Source organism: Sphingopyxis sp. Geo48 (assembly GCF_949769155.1).
Classification (GTDB): domain Bacteria; phylum Pseudomonadota; class Alphaproteobacteria; order Sphingomonadales; family Sphingomonadaceae; genus Sphingopyxis.
Map to the genome: position 1 here is coordinate 1 of NZ_CATKPA010000004.1, position 22,700 is coordinate 22,700.

Here is a 22,700-nt window from a genome sequence, read left to right on the forward strand (position 1 = left end):
CTTGGGGCGACAGCTTCCCACCCCATTTGCGTCGTCCGCCGCCTATCTGGACGCGATGGCAGGAAACGACCGATTGCGGGCATGTTTGGTCCCGGTATGATGTCGATATGGAAATCTTGATCGTAGATCTTGCGCGAACGGCTATTGAGCGTGTGGACGACCGCCATGGCCGCGCGGCAGCTTGGGTCGTCGCGATTGTCAGCATTTCGATCCTGATAGGCATACCCGTTTCAATTGTGCTGTATCTCATAAGCTGACGTCCGCTTCCCACCCCAAAGCAGGCGCCGCAGTCAAATAGGGCCTTTCCTACATTATCCGCCCGTGTCAGCCTTTATCGGGCTCTTTCATCTGGCAGATAAAAAGCGGTCGAGCTTTCGGCCGGGGCAAGGCATGTGAGATGCGTTCGGCAGTCCTCCCGGTCCAGAACGGGCGACGCACAAGGCTGAACTTTCCTGAACTTTGGAAATCCGGACTACGATGACCAGAGAAGGCGTGAGGCTTGTCCACCCCAATGCGGACTATGCGTTCCGCGCCATCAGTCCGCCGTCGACCGGGATCACCGCGCCGGTGATATAGCTCGCCGCGGGGAGCACGAGGCTGAGCGTCATATGCGCGACCTCTTCGGGTTCGCCGTAGCGGCGGAGTGCGGTGCGGCGCCGTGCGAAGAGCGCCTTGTCCTCCTCGGGCACCTTGTCGGTCATGCCGGTGCGGATCGGGCCGGGGCAGATGCAGTTGACCGTGATACCCTCCTTGCCGAGATCGACCGCGAGGCCCCGTGTCAGCCCGGTGACGCCGGTCTTGGCGGCGACATAGGGCGTGTCGCCGGGCGTCGCGCCGAGTCCCTCGGTCGAGGCGATGTTGACGATACGCGCGGCGTCGCTTTTGCGCAGGAAGGGCAGCGCGGCGCGGACCATGCGCTGGTGCGCGGTCAGCATCACCGCGAGCGCGCGGTGCCAGATCGCCTCATAGTCATCCTCCGCGTCGAGCGGGGCGAAGCTGGAGACGCCGGCGTTGTTGATGAGGATGTCGATGCCGCCGAAATGCGCGGCGATGGCGGCGACGGTCGCCTTGATCGCCTCGCCGTCGGCGACGTCGAGCGCGAAGGCTTTGGCGTTCGGCCCGGCCTCGACAGCGACGGCTTCACAGGCGGCGAGGTCGAGGTCGGTGACCGCGACCTTGGCGCCTTCGCTGGCGAGCAGCAGCGCGGTGGCGCGGCCCATGCCGCTCGCCGCGCCGGTAACGATGGCGACGCGCCCCGCGATGGACCGCGACAGCGTCAACGGAACGGCGGCTCGTTGCCCCCGCCGTTCATCTGAACGGCGGCTCGTTGAACGCGCGCAGTTTGCGGCTGTGGAGCTTGGCGCCCTCGTCGCGCATCGTCTCGCACGCGCGGATGCCGATCTGGAGGTGCGCGGCGATCGCTTCCTCGTAGAAACGGTTCGCCTGTCCGGGCAGCTTGAGTTCGCCGTGGAGCGGCTTGTCGCTGACGCAGAGCAAGGTGCCGTAGGGGACGCGGAAGCGGTAGCCCTGTGCGGCGATCGTTGCGCTTTCCATGTCGATGCCGATCGCCCGCGATTGCGAGAAGCGGAGCGCGCTGTCGGTGTAGCGCAGCTCCCAGTTGCGGTCGTCGGTCGTCACGACGGTGCCGGTGCGCATGCGCTTCTTGAGGTCCGCGCCCGTGGCGCCCGAGACCGCCTCGGCGGCGCTGGCCAGCGCAACCTGCACTTCGGCGATCGGCGGGATCGGGATGGCGACCGGCAGCACCGCGTCGAGGATATGGTCGTCGCGAAGATAGGCGTGCGCGAGCACATAGTCGCCGATGCGCTGGCTGGGACGGAGGCCGCCGCAGTGGCCGATCATCAGCCACGCTTCGGGGCGCAGCACCGCGAGGTGGTCGCAGATCGTCTTGGCGTTCGACGGGCCGACGCCGATATTGACGAGCGTGATGCCGCCGCCATCGGGCGCGATGAGGTGATAGGCGGGCATCTGGTGCCGCCGCCACGCGCTGTCGGCGACGAGCGCGCTCGCGTTGACGCCCGGCTGGTCGACGTAGAGTCCCGCAGCGCCGGCGAGCGCGGTGTAGCGGCCCTGGCCGACCTGCGCGCCCGCCCAGGCGACGAATTCGTCGACATAGCGGTGATAGTTGGTGAAGAGGATGTAGCGCTGGAAATGCTCGGGCGCGGTGCCGGTGTAGTGGCGGAGGCGCGCGAGGCTGAAATCGGTACGCAGCGCGTCGAACAGCGCGAGCGGTTGCGACGCGGCGGGGTCGGCGCCGAACAGGCCGTCGGCGAGCTCGTCGCCGATGTCGGCGAGCTCGGTGGTCGGGAAGTGGCGCGCGAGTTCGAGCGGGGTGACCCCGCCCATGTCCGACCCGTCGCTGGCGTCGAGCACATAGGGGAAGGGAATCTGTTGCCCGGTGCGCGTCACCTCCAACGTGATGTCGTAGTGGCGCGCGAGCAGGGTCAGCTGGTCGCGGAGATAGTCGGCGAAAAGATCGGGGCGCGTCACCGTGGTTTCGAAGGTGCCGGCGCGCTCGAAGCGACCGAAGGACAGATTATGACCCTTCTGCCCCTCGCGCTGCTCGCCCGTGGTGGTCAGGCGGATCGCCGGATAGTCGAACAGACCCGTCGCGGCGGCGTCGGCCGGGGGTAGCGTGCGATCGTGCACATAGGCGGCGATGGCGGATTTGAGATTGGAAACCGACGTGCGGAACTTGTCCTGAAGTTCGGCAATAATGCCCTCGACGAGAGCGGTAGGGTCGGCGATGTTCTGATTGTTCGATGCGTCTGATGTCATCGCGTCGCTGTTGCACGAAAATGTGACGAAAGGGAAGAGGGCGGCCCAGATTGCTGCGCCGCCCCGAAATTCCTTACAGCTGTTCGAGCATATGGTCGGCGCTCGACACCTTGAATTCGCCGGGCGCTTCGACGTTGAGCTGTTCGACGACGCCGTCATTGACGATCATCGAGAAGCGCTGGCCGCGCTTGCCCATGCCGAAGGCGGTGCCATCCATCGTGAGACCAACCGCATCGGCGAAGGCGCCATTGCCGTCGGCGAGCATCGTGACGGCCTCGCCGGCGCCCGCGCTCTTGCCCCAGGCGCCCATGACGAAGGCGTCGTTGACCGCGGTGCAGACGATTTCGTCGACGCCCTTGGCCTTCAGTTCGTCAGCCTTGTCGACGAAGCCCGGCAGATGCTTCGCCGAGCAGGTCGGGGTAAAGGCGCCGGGGACCGAGAAGAGCGCGACCTTGCGGCCCTTGAAATAGTCGGCGGTCGTCACCTGTTCGGGACCGTTCTCTGTGACCTTGACGAAGGTCGCGTCGGGCAGCTTGTCGCCTGTCTGGATTGTCATCGGGGGCATCCTTTCGTTGGAGGGGATCGTGTCGGACGCGACATTGGCTTGGCGTCGCCCGGAGTCAAGCGCGTCCGGTTCGGACAATTCATGGAAAGGCGCTGGACCCCGCCGCGATGGCGGGGCATGATATCGCCATGGAGAATGCCCCGACCTTCTTCACCGGCCAGTTGCTGCTCGCGCTGCCCGGGATCGGCGACCCCCGCTTCGAACATGCGGTGATTGCGATGATCAGCCATGATGCGGAAGGCGCGATGGGGATCGGTATCGCCGACCCGATCGACGGGATGACCGTCGGCGCGGTACTCGACCAGCTTGAAATCGACCATGACGATCCGCTCGATCAGCCCGTCTATCTCGGCGGGCCGGTCGAAACATCGCGCGGGTTCGTGATCCACAGCCGCGACTGGGGCGGCGAGGGGGCGGTGCAGGTCGCGGGCCGCTGGATGGTGTCGAGCTCGCACGACATATTGCGTGCGATCGGCCAGGGGCGCGGGCCGAAACAATGGATGGTCGCCTTGGGCTATGCGGGCTGGTCGCCGGGACAGCTCGAGGGCGAGATGGTGCGCCACGGCTGGCATGTGACCCCGGGCAGCGACGCGCTGATATTCGAAACGCCGCCCACCAAGCGCTGGCAGGCGGCGTTTGCCGAAGCGGGAGTGGACGCCCGCCTGCTCACCACCGAAGGCGGCGAAGCGTGATCCTCAGCGTGCGAGGGCGAGGAGCGGCTTGCCCTGATTCAGGTGCGACAGCGCGGTGCGCGCCGCCCAGCGCGAATCCATATAGGTGCCATTCGCAAGCTCGACGTCGTAGCGGATATCGCTGGTGATCGCGGCCTTGTAGGCGGTCTGCGCATCGGCGGTCTTGCCGAGCCGAGCATAGGCGGTGCCGAGATTGATCAGCCGCGAGGGATCCTGCGGGTCGATGTCGCTGTGCGTCAGCTTGTCGACCGCGAGCGCATTCTGGCCGGCCTTCAGCTCTTCATAAGCGACCGAAAGCGGAGCGAGACCCTCTTCGTCCGAACCGGTAACGACGATCGATTGTGCCGCGGCAGGGGTCGCGAAAGCGAGCGCGACGAGCGGCAGCAGAAATTTTTTCATTGTCTGTATCTCCCCGAAAACTTTAGCCGATTTTCTCGCTCGCGCCGGGAAAAGTCAATATTTCGGGCTCTATGTAACAGTGCTGTCACAAAGAGGAATTAAGCTAAACGCTAAGGCGCATTGTAAGTCAAGATTTTCAGTATCTTGGCGTCCGGGGCCCGCTGTCACACGGTGGGTCCCCCGGCTGTCACATTTCTGCGCGCGAAAAATTTATTTTCGACCGTCTCGCATTTCGGGGCGCCGAGTCGTGCGCAACGCGCGCGGGTACCGCAGCGCGCAAGTTCGCTCCCGCTCCGCCGATCTTGCGGATATAAAGAAAAGTTTATATTTGATCGAGGGCTCGCTTTCGGCTAGGGCGCGCACGAAAATTTCGTGACCGCTCGCCTGCGGTCGTACTCGCCAGACTGGAGAAAACCCCGTGGCCACTCTCGCCGCCGACACCCGCGACTATGTCGTTGCCGACATCAGCCTTGCCGACTTCGGGCGCAAGGAAATCAACATTGCCGAAACCGAAATGCCCGGCCTGATGGCGCTGCGCGCCGAATATGGCGCGGCGCAGCCCCTCAAGGGCGCGCGCATCACCGGTTCGCTGCACATGACGATCCAGACCGCGGTGCTGATCGAAACGCTGACCGCGCTCGGCGCCGAAGTCCGCTGGGCGACGTGCAACATCTTCTCGACGCAGGACCATGCCGCCGCCGCGATCGCCGCGTCGGGCGTGCCGGTATTCGCGGTGAAGGGCGAGAGCCTCGCCGATTACTGGGACTATGTCGGCCGCATCTTCGACTGGGGCGTCGAAGACGGCACGACCGCGAACCTGATCCTCGACGACGGCGGCGACGCCACGATGTTCGCGCTGTGGGGCGCGAAGCTCGAAGCCGGCGAGACGATGCCGGCGCCCGAGAATGAGGAAGAGATCGAGATGCAGCGCGCGCTGAAGGCGTTCGTTGCCGCCAACCCCGGCTACCTCACCAAGACGGTCAAGGCGATCAAGGGTGTGTCGGAAGAAACGACGACCGGCGTCCACCGTCTGTACCACATCGCCAAGAAGGGCGAGCTGCCCTTCCCCGCGATCAACGTCAACGACAGCGTCACCAAGTCGAAGTTCGACAACCTCTATGGCTGTAAAGAGTCGCTCGTCGACGCGATCCGCCGCGGCACCGACGTGATGCTGGCGGGCAAGGTCGCCACGGTTGCCGGCTTCGGCGACGTCGGCAAGGGCAGTGCCCAGTCGCTCCGCAACGGCGGCGCGCGCGTGCTCGTCACCGAAATCGATCCGATCTGCGCGTTGCAGGCGGCGATGGAAGGTTTCGAGGTCGTGTCGATGGACGAAGCCGTGAAGCGTTCGGACATCTTCGTCACCGCGACGGGCAACGCCGACGTGATCACCGCCGAGCATATGGCGGCGATGAAGAATATGGCGATCGTCTGCAACATCGGCCACTTCGACAGCGAGATCCAGATCGCGGCGCTCGCCAACTACAAGTGGACCGAAGTGAAGCCGCAGGTCGACCTGGTCGAATTCCCCGACGGCAAGCAGATCATCATCCTGTCGAAGGGCCGCCTCGTGAACCTCGGCAATGCGACGGGGCACCCGAGCTTCGTGATGTCGGCGAGCTTCACCAACCAGACGCTCGCGCAGATCGAGCTCTGGACCCGCAGCGAGCAGTACAAGAACGACGTCTATGTCCTGCCAAAGCATCTCGACGAAAAGGTCGCGGCGCTGCACCTCGAAAAGCTCGGCGTGCATCTGTCGAAGCTGACGCAGAAGCAGGCCGACTATATCGGCGTGCCGGTCGAAGGCCCGTTCAAGCCCGACCATTATCGTTACTGAAGGCGCAGGGGCGCCGCAGCGACGCGGCGCCCCGCTTCAGCCTTCCGGCGCGTCCGGATAGCTTCCCAGCGCCGGCCCCAAGGCTTCCTTGAGCGGGCCGAGCCACGCTTCATAGGCGCGCCAGCGCTCGACCCCGTCGCGATTGATCGGGCGGCGCACTTGCTCCGAACTCGCGGTTCGCACCGCGCGATTATTTTCGTGAAAGCGCAGGCAATTGTCCTCGAACGGCAGGTCGAGTGCCGCGAGCAGCCGGCGCGTTTCGCCTTCCGGATCGGCGAGCAGATCCTCATGGATCACGCGGTGGACCCGCCCGGGCAGCACCGCGTCGACATGTGCCATCAACCGCACATAGTCGCGATAATAATGTCCCATGTCGGCAAGGTCATAAGAGAAGGCCTGGCCCTGCGCGAAATGCTGCTTGAAGTTCGAAAAGCCGCAATCGAGCGGATGACGCCGCGCATCGATGATCCTCGCCTTCGGTAGCGCCAACAGGATCAGCCCGATATCAAACCAGTTGTTCGGCATCTTGTCGATGAAATGGGCGCGGTCGGTGCTGCGGTGAAATCGGGCACGGTCGAGATAGCGCCGGCCCAGTTCGCCGAGCCGCGATGCGTCGAGATCGGCGAGTAGTTCGGGATAGGGTCGGCGCATCTCGACGACGAGGTCGCGCGCCATTTCGGAGATATAGGGAAGCTCGGCGGTTCCCTCGACAGCCGAATGGCTGGCCAATATCTGTTCGATCAAGGTCGAACCGGCACGCGGCATCCCGAGAATGAAGATCGGGGCGTTGCTGTCGTGGCCTTGGCCTTCGCGCGCCCGGAGCAGGGACGGTGTCAGCGTGGCGATCGCCCGCGCGACCTCGCCGCCGAAGCTCGCCGCGTCATGAGGCCGGCCCGCGCGAGCGAGCGCATTCCCCGCTGCGTAGTGGGAGAAGGACCTGTGGTACTCGCCGATGTCTTCCAACGCCTTGCCGAGAGCGAAATGGAGATGGACCCGCTCGTCGGGAGAGCGTGTGCTGCCGAGCGTGGTTTCCATCCGACGAATGTCTTCCGCGCCAAAGACGGAGGTCTTCAGATTGGCGAGACTCCACCAGGCCTCGCCATGCGCGGGGTGTCGCCCCAGGACGCTGCGATAGGCGGCGATGGCGTCGTCGGTGCGGCCGACGGTCTTGAGCATATGGCCGTAGCCGACACGTACTGCGTCGCTTTCTCCGGCTCCGGCGAGGAAGCTTTCATAGACCGCGAGTGCCTCGTCATAGCGCGCGAGATGGCCGAGCGTGTTCGCGAGCTGGCGCGTCGCACTCTCGTTGCGGGGATCGATATCGAGGATCGCGCGAAGCTCTGCGATCGCCTCGTCGGGCCGCCCTTGGCGGAACTTCACGGTCGCGATGCCGAGCCGCGGTTCGGCGAAGGAAGGCATGACCGCTTGCGCGCGGCGGAACAGGGACACGGCGTCGGCATAGGCACCGATCATGTTGTCGAGTTCGGCGAGCATGATCAGTGCGCCGGGCTCGTCGGGATTGGCTGCGAGGTGCGGACGGAGCAGATGCTCGGCCCGTTTGAGGTCGCCACGCGCCAGCGCATCGGCGGCAGCTGCCAGAAGTGGGCTACGCGCGAAATTCTCGAGCGCTTGCCGCTCGGTCCGCTCGGCCCCTTGCGCGTCGCCGAGGCGCCTGAGCGCCGAGGCGCGGAGCCGCAGCGCATCATAGTTGCGGCCATCGACGGACAGGATCGCGTGCGCCTGTTCGAGCGCGCCGCGCGGATCGCGGGCCAGCAGGCCGCGGCCGTTGGCAAGCGCCTGTTCGAGCGTTCCGGTGCTGTCGGTTGCCATCCTCAACGGGGTCTGCGGGCTGTGAGCATCACGGCCTTCTTGCCGCCCGACCGGGTTCTGCGCCAGAAAAAAAGGACCGGGAGCATCGCTCCCGGTCCCTTGTTCGCCCCCGGCGTGTTCGTCAGAACTTGGCGACGGCACCTGCGTAGAAGAAGCGGCCGATATTATTGTAGATGCCGCTGCCGCCGCCGATACCGGTCAGGCCGTAGGGCGGCAGGCGGTCGGCGATGTTGTCGACGCCGATATAGGCATTGAACTTGTCGTTCACGTCGACCTGCAGGCGAAGATCGTGATAGAAGACGTCCGGATAGTAGCGGATGTCGAACGCGTCCTCATTCTCCGGATCGCGGCCCTGAACCGACTGGATGTTCTCGACATTCCCGGGAGTCATCTTGCCGATGTACCGCATCTGGTAGCCGAGCGTCACCTTGCCGTGCTTCAGTTCGACATTCCAGTTGAAGGCATCGGCCGGGTCGCCCAGTTCGTACCGGACGCGGTCGGCGAAATCGGGGCGCAGCGGATCGAGGAAATTGTCGTTCTGGAGCACATGCGTATACTGAATGCGCGTGTTCAGCGCGAATTCGCCGAAGTTCTTCCGGTATGCGGCTTCCACGTCGATCCCGCGTACCTTCAGCTTCGCGAAGTTGACAGGCCCCGACAGCAGGCTGTTGGAGATGATCTGGTACGGCGCTTCCTGGTTCGGGCCGGCGCCGGCACCGTTGCGGGTAAACAGGCCGCAGAACGAGTTGACCGGCGTTTCGGCATCATAGCAGGCATCGACGATCGTTTGCGCGTCGAGCGGGACAATGACGTTGTTCACCGTGATGTTGTAATAGTCGACCGATGCCGAGAAGCCCGGCAGGAAACGCGGCTGGAGCACGCCGCCGATCGTCCAGGAATCGGACTTTTCGGCATCCAGATCCGGATTGCCGCCCGACAGATAGGGCAGGGATTGCAGATAGGGGATCGATGCGCCGACCGGAACGCCGGCCGCAGCGCAGTTGGCGGCGCGGTTCGGCCCGTCGCCGATATTGGCGACGTCGCACGGATCCAAAAAGCCCGGCGCGAAATTCTGTCCCGCGGGGGTGAAGAGTTCGGTCAGGTTCGGTGCGCGCACCGACCGCGCATATTGCGCGCGGAACCGGATATCCTCGATCGGCGACCATTCGACGCCGCCATTATAGGTGTAGACGGTGCCCGTCCGGCCCTTGTAGTCGGCGATGCGGCCTGCGCCGGTCAGCGTCAGCTCGTGGAAGAAGGGCATGTTCGCGAGGATCGGAACGCGAAGCTCGCCATAGATTTCCTTCACCTCGAAGGCCGGCGGGTTGAACGTCGGAATCGCGTTGTAGAAGGTCAGGCCCGCATCGACGAGCGGATCCTGCGTATAGTCGTTCGTTTCGCGGCGATACTCGGCGCCGATCGCGAAGCCGACGGGGCCGCCGGGCAGCTCGAACCACTGGCTCGAATCGCCGCTGAGGAAGCCGCTGAACACGAGCTGGGTGATCTTGCCGCGCGCGATCGTATCCTGGACCAGATAATCCTTGGCGGCCTGCGAGATATTCCCCTCGCCGAACAGGTTGACCGGCGTACAGGCGGTCACGTCGTTCGCCAGCTGCGCCTGTGCATAGTCGGGCAGGCGCGCCGCCTCGTAAGCGACCGCCGCGCTGGGATCGACCTGTGCGCGGCAAACGATATTGCCGTTGGCAACGCCGTTCTGGAAAAGCCCCTGATCGACGGCATCGATCGCCAGCAGGAAGCGCTGGACATTGAGGTTGCCGAGAATGCGGGTGTTTTCCTTGAACTCGCCATAGTTGGCGGAAACTTCGTAGTTCCAGTCATCGTTGAACGTCCCGCGGACGCCGGCGACGATGCGATAGGTTTCGCGTTTCGCCTTTTCCTCGCGATTGCCGAGTTCGACGACGTTGCGCTGGAAGAAGAAGGGTACGTCGGTTGCCGACCCGTAATAGTCGAGCAGAAACTGCCGCGCTTGCGGGTTCAGATAGGGGTTGTCGGTGAAGAAGACTTCGCGCGGCGAACCGGTGGTGCCCCCCGAGAAAAAGAAGGGACCGCTCGCGTTGCCGAGCGAGTTCGTCCGCACATATTTGGCCTCGATGAACGGTTCGAACGCGTCGCTGACGGTGAAATGGCCGATCAGGTTGACGCTGACGCGATCGAGCTCGGGCGAGAAGCCGGTCTGCGTTCCGTCCCGAAAATTGTCGCCATCGCCGCCGAGTACCGTCGGGAAGAACTGAACGCCGACGAACTCGCCGGTCTGCGGCGTGAGCGTGCCGTCCGGGCGGAACAGATAGGGTTGCAGATAGTTGCCGCTGGCATCGCAGCAGCCGAGGAAGGTGCCGCCGTTCGAATAGATGCCGCTGCGGACGTCGCGCAGGAATACCGAATCGGGGATGCCGTCGCTGCCGTTGGGCAGGCCGGGCGCATCGGCCTGGACCTGGATGAAGGTGTTCTGCGTACGGTATGACTTGCGCTGCGATGCGTACCAGTCATTCTGCTTGGCATATTCGACGTTGACCGCGACGTTGCCACGCCCTTCGGAGAAATTGGTGCCCCAGACGCCGCTGACATAGAATTGGCCGGCATCGCCATGCTCGCTGATGCCCGACTGGCCGCGGAGCTGGAGACCTTCAAAATCGCGCTTCAGGACGAAGTTGACGACGCCCGCGATCGCGTCAGACCCATAGATGGCCGAGCTGCCGCCCGTGACGATATCGACCCGCTCGATCAGGTCGGTCGGAATCTGGTTGGTGTCGACCGAGACCGCGTTGCTGAGAATGTCGGAGCCGACATGGCGCCGGCCGTTCTGCAGCACCAGCGTGCGCTGGGTGCCAAGGCCGCGAAGGTCGAGAATGTTGAGGCCCGAGGTGCCGAGGAAGCGCGTCGAGTTCGACTGGCCGATCGTGCTGCGCAGCGAGGGCAGGTCGTTCAGCACGTCGCCGATCGAGGTCCGTCCCTGCTGGAAAAATTCTTCACCGCCGACGCTGACGACGGGAACTTGCGATTCCAGGTTGGGTCTGCGGATGCGCGAACCCGTGACGATGATCGCCTCGCCGCCATCGGCGCTTTCGGCGGTTGCATCCGCCTGATCGGTTTGGGCATCGTCCTGCGCAAAAGCCGGGGCCGCGAGGGTCATCGCGATTACCGAAACGCCCATCAAGCCGATTTTCCGTGATACGCGCGGTGAAAGCCCTTGAATGTTCTTCATGTGAATTTTCCCTGCCTTGGTCGGTCGAGGCCGCTTTTTGCCCGACATGCCTTAACGCAAGGTCAAGGAAATCTCGGAACTTTGGGGGGCGACCCGAGCCAGCGAAGGCTTTCAAAGCAGACCATTCAAGTCAAGCCGTTGGAATATTTTGCGACACTTTCCGCGTCATAGTGTGGCGCAAAAGTCGCATGTCCCCGTCCGCAACGGTCGATCGCCGCGTTCGGTGGAATCCCCGGCGATTGAAACGGCCGGGGACAGTCGATAGGGCGGACGAATGGCCGCTCGTCCGATGCCCGCCTCTTCACCGCCCCTGGCAGCCCGCCCGTGACCCTGTCCACCGGCGCGCTCTTTGCCATCGGGCTGTTCGCCGCGCTCTGGCTGCTCGCCGGGCTGTGGGCGATCGGGCGCGGGGTCGCGATGCAGCGGCGCTCGGCCTTCATTGCGGGGCAGACCGACCGGCTGGCGAGTCTGGTCGAGGCCTCGCCGCAGCTTCCCGTCATCGTCCGGCCCGACTGGCGGATCGAGGCGGCCGAGCGGCTGTCGCGCTGGTTGGGGCTGCCGCAGGGGCCGCGCAATTTCGACGAGCTGCGCGGGATTGACGCGGGGCTCGATCCTGCCGGGCACGAACAATTGCGGCAGGCGATCCTCGGCGCGCAGCGCGGTGCGAAACCCTTCACCCTCAGCCTGAAGCCGCTGGGCAGCGCGCGGACAATCATCGTTCATGGCGCGGCCGCCCCGCAGACGGTCGGCGGCGCGGGCAGCGTCCTGCTGTGGCTCAGCGACGCCACCGAAGGGCAGCATTCGCTGGCGCAGGCGCGCCGCGAGCGCGACGAGGCGCTGGCGGCATTCGAGGCCTTGTCGGGGCTCATCGAGGCCGCGCCCTTCCCGATGTGGTTCCGCGAGGCCGACATGCGGCTCGCGCTCGTCAACGCCGCCTATGTCCGCGCGGTGGAGGCGACGAGCGCAGCGACTGTGATCGAGGAAGGAGTCGAACTGTGCGAACCCGTCGCCGGGATCAGCGCGACCGACGCCGCCGAAGCCGCGCGCACCGCGGGTGCGGCGCAGCAACGCACCGTGCCGGTGACGATCGAGGGCGAGCGGCGGATCATGCGCGTCGTCGACGTGCCGCTCGCCGCCGAGGGCGGGCGCGTGTTCGGCATTGCGGGCTATGCGATCGATATTCAGGAGCTGGAGAGCGAGCGCGGGGCACACCGGCGTTTCGTGACGACCCAGCGCGAATTGCTCGACCGGCTGTCGGCAGCGGTCGCGCAATTCGGGCCCGACCAGGGGCTGGTGTTCGCGAACCAGCCCTTCCGGCGGCTGTTCGCGCTGTCGGCCGAGGATGTATCGGAAGGACGCAGCTTCGCGCGCTTGCTCGACCTCTGGCGCGAGGGCGGGCGCACGCCCGAGGTGCGCGACTATCCCGAATGGCGGCAGGCGCATGTCGACTGGTTCGCGAAGCCCGACGCGAGCGAGGAGGACTGGCTGCTGCGCGACGGCACGCACCTGCACGTCGTCGCGCAGCCGACCCCCGATGGCGGCCTGCTGCTGATCGCCGAGGACCGCACCGAGCAGGTCCAGCTGGCCGGGGCGCGTGACACGCTGCTCCGCGTCCGCACCGCGACCTTCGACAATCTGTTCGAGGCGATCGCGGTGTTCGCACCCGACGGGCGGCTGCACCTGTGGAACCAGCGATTCCGCCGCTTGTGGAACGTCGACGAGCATATCCTCGCGGGGCACCCGCGCGTCGATACGCTGATGGGCGGGCTCGCCGACCGGCTTGCCAAGCCGAGCCAGATCAGCGTGATGCAGGAGGTGATCCGCGCCGCGACGCTCGAACGGACGCAGCGTGTCGGCGAGATCCGCTTCGCCGACGGACGCCATTTCGATTTCGCGTCGATTCCGCTGCCCGACGGCAACGCGCTGCTGATCATGCTCGACATCACCGCCAGCCGGAAGATGGAAGGCGCGCTGCGCGAGCGGAACGAGGCGCTGGAGGCGGCGGACAAGGTCAAGACTGCCTTCCTGTCGCGGATGAGCTATGAACTGCGCACGCCGCTGACCTCGATCGGCGGGTTCGGCGAGATGTTGCAGTCGGGCTATGCCGGCGAACTGCCCGTCGCCGCGAAAGCCTATATCGACGCGATCATGGATTCGGTGGCGGTGCTCGGGCGGCAGATCGACAATGTGCTCGACCTTGCGCAGGGCGAGGCGGGGACGCTGGCGGTCGAGCGCGCGCCGGTCGATGTCCGCGCGCTGCTCGACAAGGCGCTGGCCGAAGCGAAGCCCTTCGCCGCCGCCGAGAAGATCGAACTGGCCGGGCAGATGTCGAACACGCTCGGCACGATCGAGGGCGATGCCCCCCGCCTCGCACGGCTGGTGGCGGGGCTGCTCGACAATGCGATCCGTTTTACCGCGCCGGCGCGGCGCAGCGGCGGGCGCGTGCTGCTGCACGCCGATGGCGACGACAAGGGGATCGAGTTCGTCGTTTCCGACAATGGCCCCGGGATGCCCGATGCGGTCGCAGCGATCACCAGGGGCACGCAGGCGGGGACGCAAAGCGGGGGTATCGGCCTCGCGCTCGCGCGCCAGCTCGTCGCCGCACACGGCGGGACGATGGAAGTATTGAGCGAGAAGGGGCAGGGGACGCTGGTGCGCGTGAGCCTGCCGCGCGGGGCATGAGCTTTCGTACGCATTATACGTTGGCCGACGCCGGGCGCATTGGCGCGGTGATCGGCGCGGCCTTGGTGCCGGGTGATGTCGTGCTGCTGTCGGGCGACCTCGGCGCAGGCAAGACGACGCTGGCGCGGGCGATGCTGAAGGCGCGGGGGCTGGCGGGAGAAGCGCCAAGCCCGACCTTCGCGATCGTCCAGCCCTACGCACCGCCCGAGGTCGATTTGCCGATCGCGCATGTCGATCTCTACCGGATCGAGCAAGAGGACGAGTTGATCGAGCTTGGGCTCGACGATTATCTCTATGACGGCGCGCTGCTGATCGAATGGCCTGAGCGGCTGGGGGCCCGGGGCTGGCCCGAGGCGCTGGCGTTGCGGATTTCGGGCGCGGGCGACGCGCGCGTCTTGACAGCCGAAGTGCCGGCGGCTTGGGAAGCGCGATGGCCGCTCCGATGATTCCGCCCGCCCACGCCCCGGCGTTTCTGGCCGCGCATGGCTGGGGCAACGCCCAGATATTGCCGCTTGCAGGCGACGCATCCTTCCGCCGCTATTTCCGCGTGCGTGATGGCGACCGGCGCGCGGTGCTGATGGACGCGCCGCCGCCGCACGAAGACCCGCGTCCGTTCATCGCGGTTGCCGAATATCTCTGTAACCACGGTCTCAACGCGCCGACGATCCTGGCACGCGATCTGGAGCAGGGGCTGCTGCTGATCGAGGATTTCGGCGACGTGCGGCTCCGCGAGACGGTCGACGAGCAGCTGCACAAGGAGAGCGATTATTACGCGGGCGTGACCGACCTGCTCGTGCACCTTCATGCGCGTCCCGCCATGGACGGGCTGCCGGTGCATGGGCTCGATCAGTGGCTGGACGAGGTGATGCTCTTCACCGACTGGTATTGCCCGGCGCTCGATATCGAGGTCGATCGCGACGGCTTCCGCGCCGCATGGCAAGCGGCGCTGGCGCCGGTCGAGGTCGACGGGTTGCCGCGCGTGACGGTGCTGCGCGACTTTCATGCCGAGAATATCATGCTCGTCGCGGGTCAAGACGGCGTCGCGCATTTCGGGCTGCTCGATTTCCAGGACGCGCTGGTCGGCCATCCGGCCTATGATCTCGCCTCGGTGCTCGAAGATGCGCGGCGCGATGTGACGCCCGCGGTCGAGACGACGATGCTCGATCGCTATGTCGCGGCGACCGGGCGGGGCGAGGCGTTTCGGGGTGCCTATTGGGCGCTCGCGGCGCAGCGCAACACGCGCATTCTGGGGGTCTTCGTCCGGCTGTGGAAGCGTGACGGCAAGCCCGGATACCGCCAGTTCCAGCCGCGGATGTGGGGCCTGCTCGAACGCGATCTGATGCACCCTGCGCTTGTCCCCGTCCGGCAATGGTTCGACGCCAATGTCCCGCCTTCGAAACGGGCGGAGGCTTGGACGTGAGTGTGAAAATCGAAAGTGCGATGGTGATGGCGGCGGGGATCGGCAAGCGGATGCGCCCGCTGACCGCGACGCGGCCGAAGCCGCTGGTGCGCGTCGCCGGCAAGGCGCTGATCGACCACAGCCTCGACCGGATCGAGGCGGCGGGGATCGACCACGTCGTGGTCAACGTCCATTATCTGGCCGACGCGCTCGAAGCGCATCTCGCGGCGCAGAAGCGCAGCTTCACGATCGCGGTGTCCGACGAGCGGGAGCAATTGCTCGAAACCGGCGGCGGGATGATGAAGGCGCTGCCGCTGCTCACCGGCGATCCGATCCTGATCGTCAACAGCGACAATATCTGGACGGACGGGCCGCAGGACAGCATCGCGAATCTCGCGCGCCATTGGGACGATGCGAAGATGGACGCGCTGCTGCTCGTGATCCGGCAGGCGAGCGCGACAGGACATGGCGGCAAGGGCGATTTTCACATGGATCCTACGGGCAAGCTGTCGCGGCGCAAACCGGGGCGGATCGCGCCCTTTGTCTATACCGGCGTCCAGCTGGTCTCGCGGCGGTTGCTCGTCGATGCACCCGAGGGGCCGTTTTCGACCAATATCTTCTGGGACCGCGCGATCGCGGCGGGGCGGCTCTTTGGGCTGTCGCATATGGGGCAGTGGTTCGACGTCGGGACGCCGGCGGCGATTGCGCCGACCGAAGCCGCATTGGGCGAGGTCTAATCATCTCAATTCGTCATTGCGAGCGCAGCGAAGCAATCCAGAGTTGCGTAAACCGCCCCGGATTGCTTCGCTGCGCTCGCAATGACGATGTGTGAATCCCATGGCTGACGCGAAGCCCGTCATCTTTTCCATCCCGGTCCACCGGGCCTTCGCCGACGCGCTCGCCGCCGGAATCATCGCGCGATACGCCGACGGCGCGCTGGGGCTGGCCGAAGGGTTGATCCTGCTGCCGAGCAACCGCGCGCGGAGCGCGGTGCAGGCGGCGTTCGTGCGCGCGGGCGGGACGGGATTGCTGATGCCGCGGTTGGCGGTGATCGGCGATGCGGACCTCGATGAGTCGGTGGCGTTGTCGCTCGATGCCATCGACGATGACCCGATCCCCCCCGCGATCGACGCGCTGCGGCGGCGCCTCCTGCTCGCCGAACTAATCGAGCGATACACGCCCGCGGGCGAGCCGTCGATCGTCGGCGCCGCGGCGTTCCAGCTCGCCGACGGGTTGGCGCGGGTGATCGACCAGCTGCATTATGAGGAGGTGCGCGTTGGCGATCTCGTCGATCTCGACCTCGGGGCATTCGCCGAACATTGGCAGGCGTCGCTCGGCCGGCTCAGGCTGCTCGTCGATCATTGGCCCGCGGTGCTCGCCAAGACCGGCAGCATCGACCGGGCGGAGCGGCGCAACCGATTGCTGGGGCGCGTGACCGCGGGATGGCGCGCGGCGCCGCCCGCGCCGTTCGTCGTCGCTGCGGGCATTACGACCGCCGCGCCTGCAATCGCGCGGTTGCTGCGCACCGTGGCCGATCTGGAGCGCGGAATGGTCGTGCTGCCCGGCCTCGACCAGGCGATGGCGGCCGAGGAATGGGAAGCGCTCGGCCCGACGCGGCCCGATCCCGAAAATCCGGCGCGGCCGCTGGAGACGCATCCGCAATATCATCTGAAGCTGCTGCTCGACCGTATGCGCGCGAGCCGGGACGAAGTAGTCGAATGGGATGCGACCTCGGCGTTCGACGGGCCCGAAGCGCGCACACCCTTCGTTTCTTTGCTCTTCGCGCCCGCCGACTATAGCGCGCAATGGCAGGCGGCGGGCGACCTGTCGGCGGCGACCGCGGGGATTTCGGGCGCCGTTTTCGCCGACGACGGGCAGGAGGCGCAGGGGATCGCGCTCTTGATGCGCGAGGCGGTCGAGACGCCGGGGCGCACCGCGGCGCTGGTGACCCCCGACCGCGGGCTCGCCGAGCGCGTCGCGGCGGCGCTGGCGCGCTGGGGCATTTCGGTAGACGACAGCGCGGGGCAGCCGCTTTCGCGGACGCCGCCGGGCGCGCTGCTGCTGCTGCTGGCGAAGCTGGCGTCGGCGTTCGATCCGGTCGCTTTGGTGTCGCTGCTCGGACATCCGCTGGTACGCAAGGGTGAGGGAAGGTCGGCGTGGCTCGACCAGCTGCGGCGGCTCGACCTGCTGCTGCGCGAGCCGGGGCTGCTGCCGGGATGGGACGGGGTGAGCGCGCGGATTGCCGCAGGCGCGGCCGACCCGAAGGCGCGCGGGCATGGCCATGCGTCGCAGTTGCAGCCGTGGTGGCAAGAGGTTTCGGATGCATTGGGGGCTGCGCTGGCGCCCTTTGCCGTGCCCGCGCCTCCCGCCGTCTTGCTGGCGGCGCTGCAAAAGGCGGCCGAATGGCTGACCGGCGACGCTGTGTGGGCGGGGCCGGCGGGGCGGATGCTCGCCGAGCTGTTCGACCAGTGGGCGCTTGCGCGCGGCGACGGGCCGGCGCTCGTCGATCCCGGCGATTTTCCGGAGATGCTGGGGCAATTGCTGGCCCAGGCGAGCGTGCGGCCGCCCTATGGCGGGCATCCGCGCCTGTTCATCTGGGGCCTGCTCGAGGCGCGCTTGCAGCGCGCCGATCTGATGATTCTCGGCGGGCTCGACGAGGGGCGCTGGCCCGCCGCAACGCAGCCCGATCCGTGGCTGGCGCCGGGCATTCGCCGCCTGCTCGGCCTGCCCGCGCCCGAGCGGCAACAGGGGATGGCGGCGCATGATTTTGCAAGCGCGCTGGCGGCGCGCGAAATCGTCGTCACGCGCGCACAGCGCAGCGGCGGCGATCCGGCGGTCGCGTCGCGCTTGTGGCTGCGGCTGGCGGCGCTGGCGGGCGATCTACCCGAACCGGCGCCGGCCGGGGTAGCGCTGACCCGGCTCGTGGCCGAACTCGATCTGCCGACGGGCGTCGTGCAGCCGGTGAGCAGGCCGGCGCCGCGCCCGCCGGTCGAGGACCGCCCGCGCAAGATCAGCGTCACCGCGGTCGACCGGCTCGCGCGCGATCCTTTCGCTTTTTATGCGAACCAGATGCTTGGCCTGTCGGCGCTCGATCCGCTGAGCGCCGCGCCCGATCCGCGCTGGCGCGGAACACGCGTGCACAGATTGTTCGAGGATTGGGTGCGCGGCGGCGCGACACCTCAAGGGTTCGAGCATGAACTGGCGGCGCTGCGGGAGGATGCTGCGCTCGATGCGATCGCGCGCGCTTTCTGGCTGCCGCGGATCGAGCCGGCGCTGCGCTGGGCGGCGGCGCAGGTGTGGGATCGCGCCGATCGCAAACCGCTCGACGTCGAGGTGAAGGGTGCGATCAGCGTCGATGGCGTGACGCTGCACGGCAAGGCCGACCGAATCGACCGCGATGCCGAGGGGCGGTTGGCGATCGTCGATTATAAATCGGGCGGCGCGCCGAGCGCGAAGGCGGCGTTCGACAGGCTCGACAACCAGCTCGGCCTGCTCGGGCTGATCGCGCGCGAAGGCGGGATGGAGGATATCGCCGCCGCGCCGGTCGATGCACTCGAATATTGGAGCCTGCGGCCCGATCGCCGTGCGGGCGGCGCGGGAAAGATTTCGAACACTTATGGGTCGCGCAGCGATCTCAAGAGCGCCGATCAGGCGATCGACCATGCCGCCGATGCGCTGTCGGAACTCGCCGCGATCTACCTGTTCGGCGACGCGCCCTTCGGGCCCGGCGAGGTGGCGGGCTATGGCGAGTATGACCAGCTCATGCGGCGCGACGAATGGTTCGGGCGCGGGGAGGAGGGCGCATGAGCCGGCCCGGCGGCCTCGCGACGCTCGACCCGCGGCAGGGCGCCGCCGCCGATCCCGAAAGCCATGTCTGGCTGGGCGCGTCGGCGGGGACGGGCAAGACGCAGGTGCTGTCGGCGCGCGTGCTGCGGCTGATGCTTGCCGGGGTGTCGCCCGAAGCGATTCTCTGCATCACCTTCACCAAGGCGGGCGCCGCAGAGATGGCGCATCGCATCCACGAGCGGCTCGCGGCGTGGGTGCGGATGGACGACGGCGATTTGCGGCTCGACCTGCGTGCGCTGGGACTGGAGTGGGACCGGCCGGGGCTGATGACGCGTGCGCGGTCCTTATTTGCGACGGTGATCGACAGCCCGGGCGGCGCGATCCGGGTGCAGACAATCCACGCCTTTTGCCAGACTTTGCTCGCGAGCTTCCCGCTTGAGGCAAAGCTGCTGCCGGGCTTCCGCGCGATCGAGGAGGATGAGGCGGCGGCGTTGCAGCGGACGGTGCTGAGCCGTCTGCTCGAAGAGGATGACGAGCGTGCAGTGCTGCGCGAGGCGGCGGCGATGCTGTCGCGGCGGCTGGGACAGGAGGCGGCGCTGTCTTTCCTGTCGAGCTGCGCGGCGGCGTTCGGCGGGCCGCGTGCGGCGCTGCCGCCGTCGGCGCACGATCTGCGCGCGGCGTTCGACCTGCCGGGCGGCGATCCCGATGCGTGGATCGCGGGCGCGCTCGCGGCGGGCGCGATCGACGAGGACGATATCAGGGCGGTCGCGGCGAGCGGCGCCGATTGGGGCACCAAGACCGGGCTCGCGTGCAACGATGTGATGATCGGCTGGCTGATCGCCGATCCGGCGAAGCGCGCCGCGATGCTCGGCGAATTGCTCGGCTGTTTCCTGACCGGCAAGGGTGAACTGCGCGCCGATTTTGCGGGCGACAAGGGGAAGATGACCGACTGCTTAGAGAACGCGGTGCGGATCGTCGATGCGGTGCAGGGCCTTCTCGGAACCGCGACCGCGATGCGCGTCGCCGACGACCTCGCCGCGGCGTGGAAGCTCGGGAGCCGCTTTGCCGAGGCTTATGCGCTCGCGAAGCGCGAACGCGGGCTCGCCGATTTCGACGACCTCATCACCCTCGCCGGATCGCTGCTGCGCGTCAGCAGCTTCGGCGAGTGGGTGCGCTTCAAGCTCGACCAGCGCACGGACCATATCCTCGTCGATGAAGCGCAGGATACGAACATGCGCCAGTGGGGGATCGTGCTGTCGCTGGCCGAGGAATTCTTCGCGGTGAACCCCGAAGACGCCGAACGCGTGCGCACGCTGTTTACCGTCGGCGATCGCAAGCAGGCGATTTTCGGCTTTCAGGGCACCGAACCCAAGGCATTCGCGACGGCGCGCGAGCTGTTCCATATTCTCGGCGAGCGCGCGGGACAGGATTTCCGCAACGTTGACCTGGTGTCCAACTATCGTTCGACGCCTGCGGTGCTGGAGGTGGTCGACGCCTGGCTCGCGGCGGGTGGTACGTCCGACATGGGGCTAGACGGCGAGGAGCCCCCGCATCGTCCCTTCCGCTCGGGCCACGCCGGGCAGGTCGAGCTATGGCAGCCGCTGCCGGTGGGCAAGGCGCTCGACGCCGAGGCCTGGGAGGGCGATGAAGGAGTCATCGAAGGCGGGGGCGACGGAAGCGCCCCCGCCTCCGATCCCGCCTCGATGCGGCTCGCGAAGGCGATCGCGGCCGAGGTGCAGGCGTGGATCGCGCACGGCAAGGACGGGCGCCCGGTTGCGCCGGGCGATATCATGATCCTTGTCCGGCGGCGCCGCGACCTCGCAGCGCGGATCGTCGCGCGGCTGCAGGCGCTGCACGTCCCGGTCGCGGGTGTCGACCGTTTCGCGCTGACCCAGCCCCTGGCGGTACAGGATCTCATTGCGGCGATGCGCTTTGCGGTGCAGCCGCTCGACGACCTCAATCTGGCGTCGCTGCTCGTGTCGCCGCTGATCGGCTGGTCGCAGGACGAGCTTTACGCGCGCGCGCATCGGCGTGGCCGCGCGGCGCTGTGGGAACATCTGCGTGCGACCGAGGCCGACGTTCCGGCGGCGGCGATGGCCGCGCTGCGGCACCTGCTCGGCATGGCCGATTTCACGACGCCGTTCCGTTTCCTGGAGACCGTCCTGTCCGGGCCGATCGACGGGCGGCGCAAACTTTACGCGCGACTGGGGCGCGAGGCGCGCGATCCCATCGACGAGCTTCTCAATCAGGCGCTGGCGTTCGAGAGCCGCGAGATCGTATCGCTGCTCGGCTTCCTGACGCAGGTGGAAAGCAGCGCCGCCGATATCAAGCGTCAGACCGAGGCCCGCAGCGACGTCGTGCGCGTGATGACGGTGCACGGGTCGAAGGGCCTGCAGGCGCCGATCGTGATCCTGGCCGACGCGACCGACGACCCCGGGATCGGGCACCGCCCGTTCAGCGTCGATGTTGCAGCGTGGGAGAAACTGCCGGTCTTTGCGCTCCCCGCCGACGAGCGGCATGGCGCGCTGGCGAAGGCCTATCAGGACGCCGCCGACGCCGCGTCGCAGGAGCATTGGCGGCTCTTCTACGTTGCGATGACGCGCGCCGAGGAAATCCTGATCGTCGCGGGGGTGACCAGCAAGGCCGACCGGACGATCCCCGAAGGCAGCTGGCACGCGGCGGTCGAATCGGTGCTGCCGGACATGGGCGCCGAATGGGAGGATGCGGGACCGCTATGGGGCCGACGCCGCGTCCACCGCGCCAATGCGGGCAAATGGGCGCGGAGGGAAAAGGCGGAGAAGATCGCGGCGCCTGCGCTCGTGCTTCCCGAATGGGCGCTGAAGCCCGCCCCCGCGGAGGCGCGCCCGCCGCGCCCGCTGGCGCCGTCGGCGCTGGGCGAGGACGATGTCGCGGTGCCGCCGCAGGGAGCGGCGCGCGTTGCGGCGGTCGAGCGCGGGCTGTTGCTCCATGCGCTGTTCGAGCGGCTACCGCCGGTCGCGGCGGCGCGGCGGCGCGAGGCCGCGCTGCGCTGGCTCGGCTTGCAGGCGGGGCTGGATGAGGCAACCCGGTCGGCGATGGCCGATGGGGTGCTCGCGGTACTCGACGATCCCGCGCACGGGGCGCTTTTCGGCCCCGGCAGTCTGGCCGAGGTGCCGCTGTCGGCCGTGGTCGACGGTGCGGTCGTGGCGGGGATCGTCGACCGGCTGCGCGTCACCGACGACGCGGTGACGGTGATCGATTACAAGACGGGGCGGCATGTGCCCGAAAGCGCCGGAGCGGTGCAGCCGGCCTATCTGCGCCAGATGGCGGCCTATCGCGATGCGCTGCGCGTGATCTTTCCGGGCCGGCGGGTCGAGGCGGCGCTGCTCTACACCGCCGCACCGCGGCTGATCGTGCTCGATAGCGCGCTGCTCGACACGCACAAGCCCGGCTTGGCGGCAACCAAGGCGAATTTGCCGGGTTCAGCCCTTGAGCCGGACGCGCCGACGCCTTAG

Annotated in this window: 15 protein-coding genes; 9 read left to right on the forward strand and 6 right to left on the reverse strand. The window is 67.1% G+C overall.

All coding sequences use genetic code 11. The features are described from left to right. On the forward strand, positions 1–257 hold a 257-nt coding region (locus QOL79_RS14090), incomplete at its 5' end, for a hypothetical protein (RefSeq protein WP_283420019.1). Between the two features lie 261 nt (positions 258–518). Here QOL79_RS14090 and QOL79_RS14095 read toward each other — a convergent pair. The 3 genes from QOL79_RS14095 to QOL79_RS14105 all read right to left on the reverse strand — a co-directional run bounded on the left by QOL79_RS14095 (position 519) and on the right by QOL79_RS14105 (position 3,352). Next, positions 519–1,280: an SDR family NAD(P)-dependent oxidoreductase gene (locus QOL79_RS14095; RefSeq protein WP_283420020.1), complete on the reverse strand. Its 762-nt coding sequence runs from the start codon at positions 1,278–1,280 to the stop codon at positions 519–521. A gap of 28 nt (positions 1,281–1,308) precedes the next feature. Then, entirely contained in the window at positions 1,309–2,796 is a 1,488-nt protein-coding gene (locus tag QOL79_RS14100) for an AMP nucleosidase (RefSeq protein ID WP_058455053.1), read from the reverse strand. Positions 2,797–2,869: 73 nt separating this feature from the next. Next, the gene (locus QOL79_RS14105) at positions 2,870–3,352 is read right to left on the reverse strand and encodes a peroxiredoxin (protein ID WP_058455054.1); all 483 of its coding nucleotides are present in this window, start codon (positions 3,350–3,352) and stop codon (positions 2,870–2,872) included. A gap of 116 nt (positions 3,353–3,468) precedes the next feature. On the opposite strand from QOL79_RS14105, the gene QOL79_RS14110 reads away from it, so the two are divergent. Further along, positions 3,469–4,053 carry a YqgE/AlgH family protein gene (locus QOL79_RS14110; protein WP_443028262.1) on the forward strand — a complete coding sequence of 195 codons (585 nt, stop codon included), beginning with the start codon at positions 3,469–3,471 and terminating at the stop codon, positions 4,051–4,053. A gap of 3 nt (positions 4,054–4,056) precedes the next feature. On the opposite strand, the gene QOL79_RS14115 is transcribed toward QOL79_RS14110, so the two are convergent. Further along, positions 4,057–4,452 (reverse strand): hypothetical protein, encoded by a 396-nt coding sequence (locus QOL79_RS14115; protein ID WP_058455055.1) that lies wholly within the window; start codon positions 4,450–4,452, stop codon positions 4,057–4,059. Between the two features lie 418 nt (positions 4,453–4,870). Between QOL79_RS14115 and ahcY the strand changes: the two genes are divergently transcribed. Further along, positions 4,871–6,286, forward strand: coding sequence for an adenosylhomocysteinase (gene ahcY / locus QOL79_RS14120; protein WP_058455056.1), 1,416 nt, complete (start codon positions 4,871–4,873; stop codon positions 6,284–6,286). 36 nt (positions 6,287–6,322) lie between these two features. On the opposite strand, the gene QOL79_RS14125 is transcribed toward ahcY, so the two are convergent. Together QOL79_RS14125 and QOL79_RS14130 are read right to left on the reverse strand one after the other, a co-directional pair. Continuing rightward, complete coding sequence (locus QOL79_RS14125) at positions 6,323–8,116, reverse strand: tetratricopeptide repeat-containing sulfotransferase family protein (protein ID WP_283420021.1); 1,794 nt, start codon at positions 8,114–8,116, stop codon at positions 6,323–6,325. A gap of 121 nt (positions 8,117–8,237) precedes the next feature. After that, positions 8,238–11,339: a TonB-dependent receptor domain-containing protein gene (locus QOL79_RS14130; protein WP_283420022.1), complete on the reverse strand. Its 3,102-nt coding sequence runs from the start codon at positions 11,337–11,339 to the stop codon at positions 8,238–8,240. Positions 11,340–11,663: 324 nt separating this feature from the next. Between QOL79_RS14130 and QOL79_RS14135 the strand changes: the two genes are divergently transcribed. From QOL79_RS14135 to addA, 6 genes are all read left to right on the forward strand, one after another. Then, on the forward strand, positions 11,664–14,021 hold the full coding sequence (locus tag QOL79_RS14135; protein ID WP_283420023.1) for a PAS domain-containing sensor histidine kinase: 2,358 nt from the start codon (positions 11,664–11,666) through the stop codon (positions 14,019–14,021). Further along, entirely contained in the window at positions 14,018–14,467 is a 450-nt protein-coding gene (gene tsaE, locus QOL79_RS14140) for a tRNA (adenosine(37)-N6)-threonylcarbamoyltransferase complex ATPase subunit type 1 TsaE (protein WP_283420024.1), read from the forward strand. The genes QOL79_RS14135 and tsaE overlap by 4 nt, the downstream gene beginning before the upstream one ends. After that, positions 14,464–15,441, forward strand: a complete 978-nt coding sequence (locus QOL79_RS14145) for an aminoglycoside phosphotransferase family protein (protein ID WP_283420025.1) — start codon at positions 14,464–14,466, stop codon at positions 15,439–15,441. The genes tsaE and QOL79_RS14145 overlap by 4 nt, the downstream gene beginning before the upstream one ends. Next, complete coding sequence (locus QOL79_RS14150) at positions 15,438–16,157, forward strand: nucleotidyltransferase family protein (RefSeq protein ID WP_231729084.1); 720 nt, start codon at positions 15,438–15,440, stop codon at positions 16,155–16,157. The genes QOL79_RS14145 and QOL79_RS14150 overlap by 4 nt, the downstream gene beginning before the upstream one ends. 100 nt (positions 16,158–16,257) lie before the next feature. Then, on the forward strand, positions 16,258–19,227 hold the full coding sequence (gene addB / locus QOL79_RS14155) for a double-strand break repair protein AddB (RefSeq protein WP_283420026.1): 2,970 nt from the start codon (positions 16,258–16,260) through the stop codon (positions 19,225–19,227). Further along, on the forward strand, positions 19,224–22,700 hold the full coding sequence (gene addA, locus QOL79_RS14160; protein WP_283420027.1) for a double-strand break repair helicase AddA: 3,477 nt from the start codon (positions 19,224–19,226) through the stop codon (positions 22,698–22,700). Before addB ends, addA begins: the two co-directional genes overlap by 4 nt.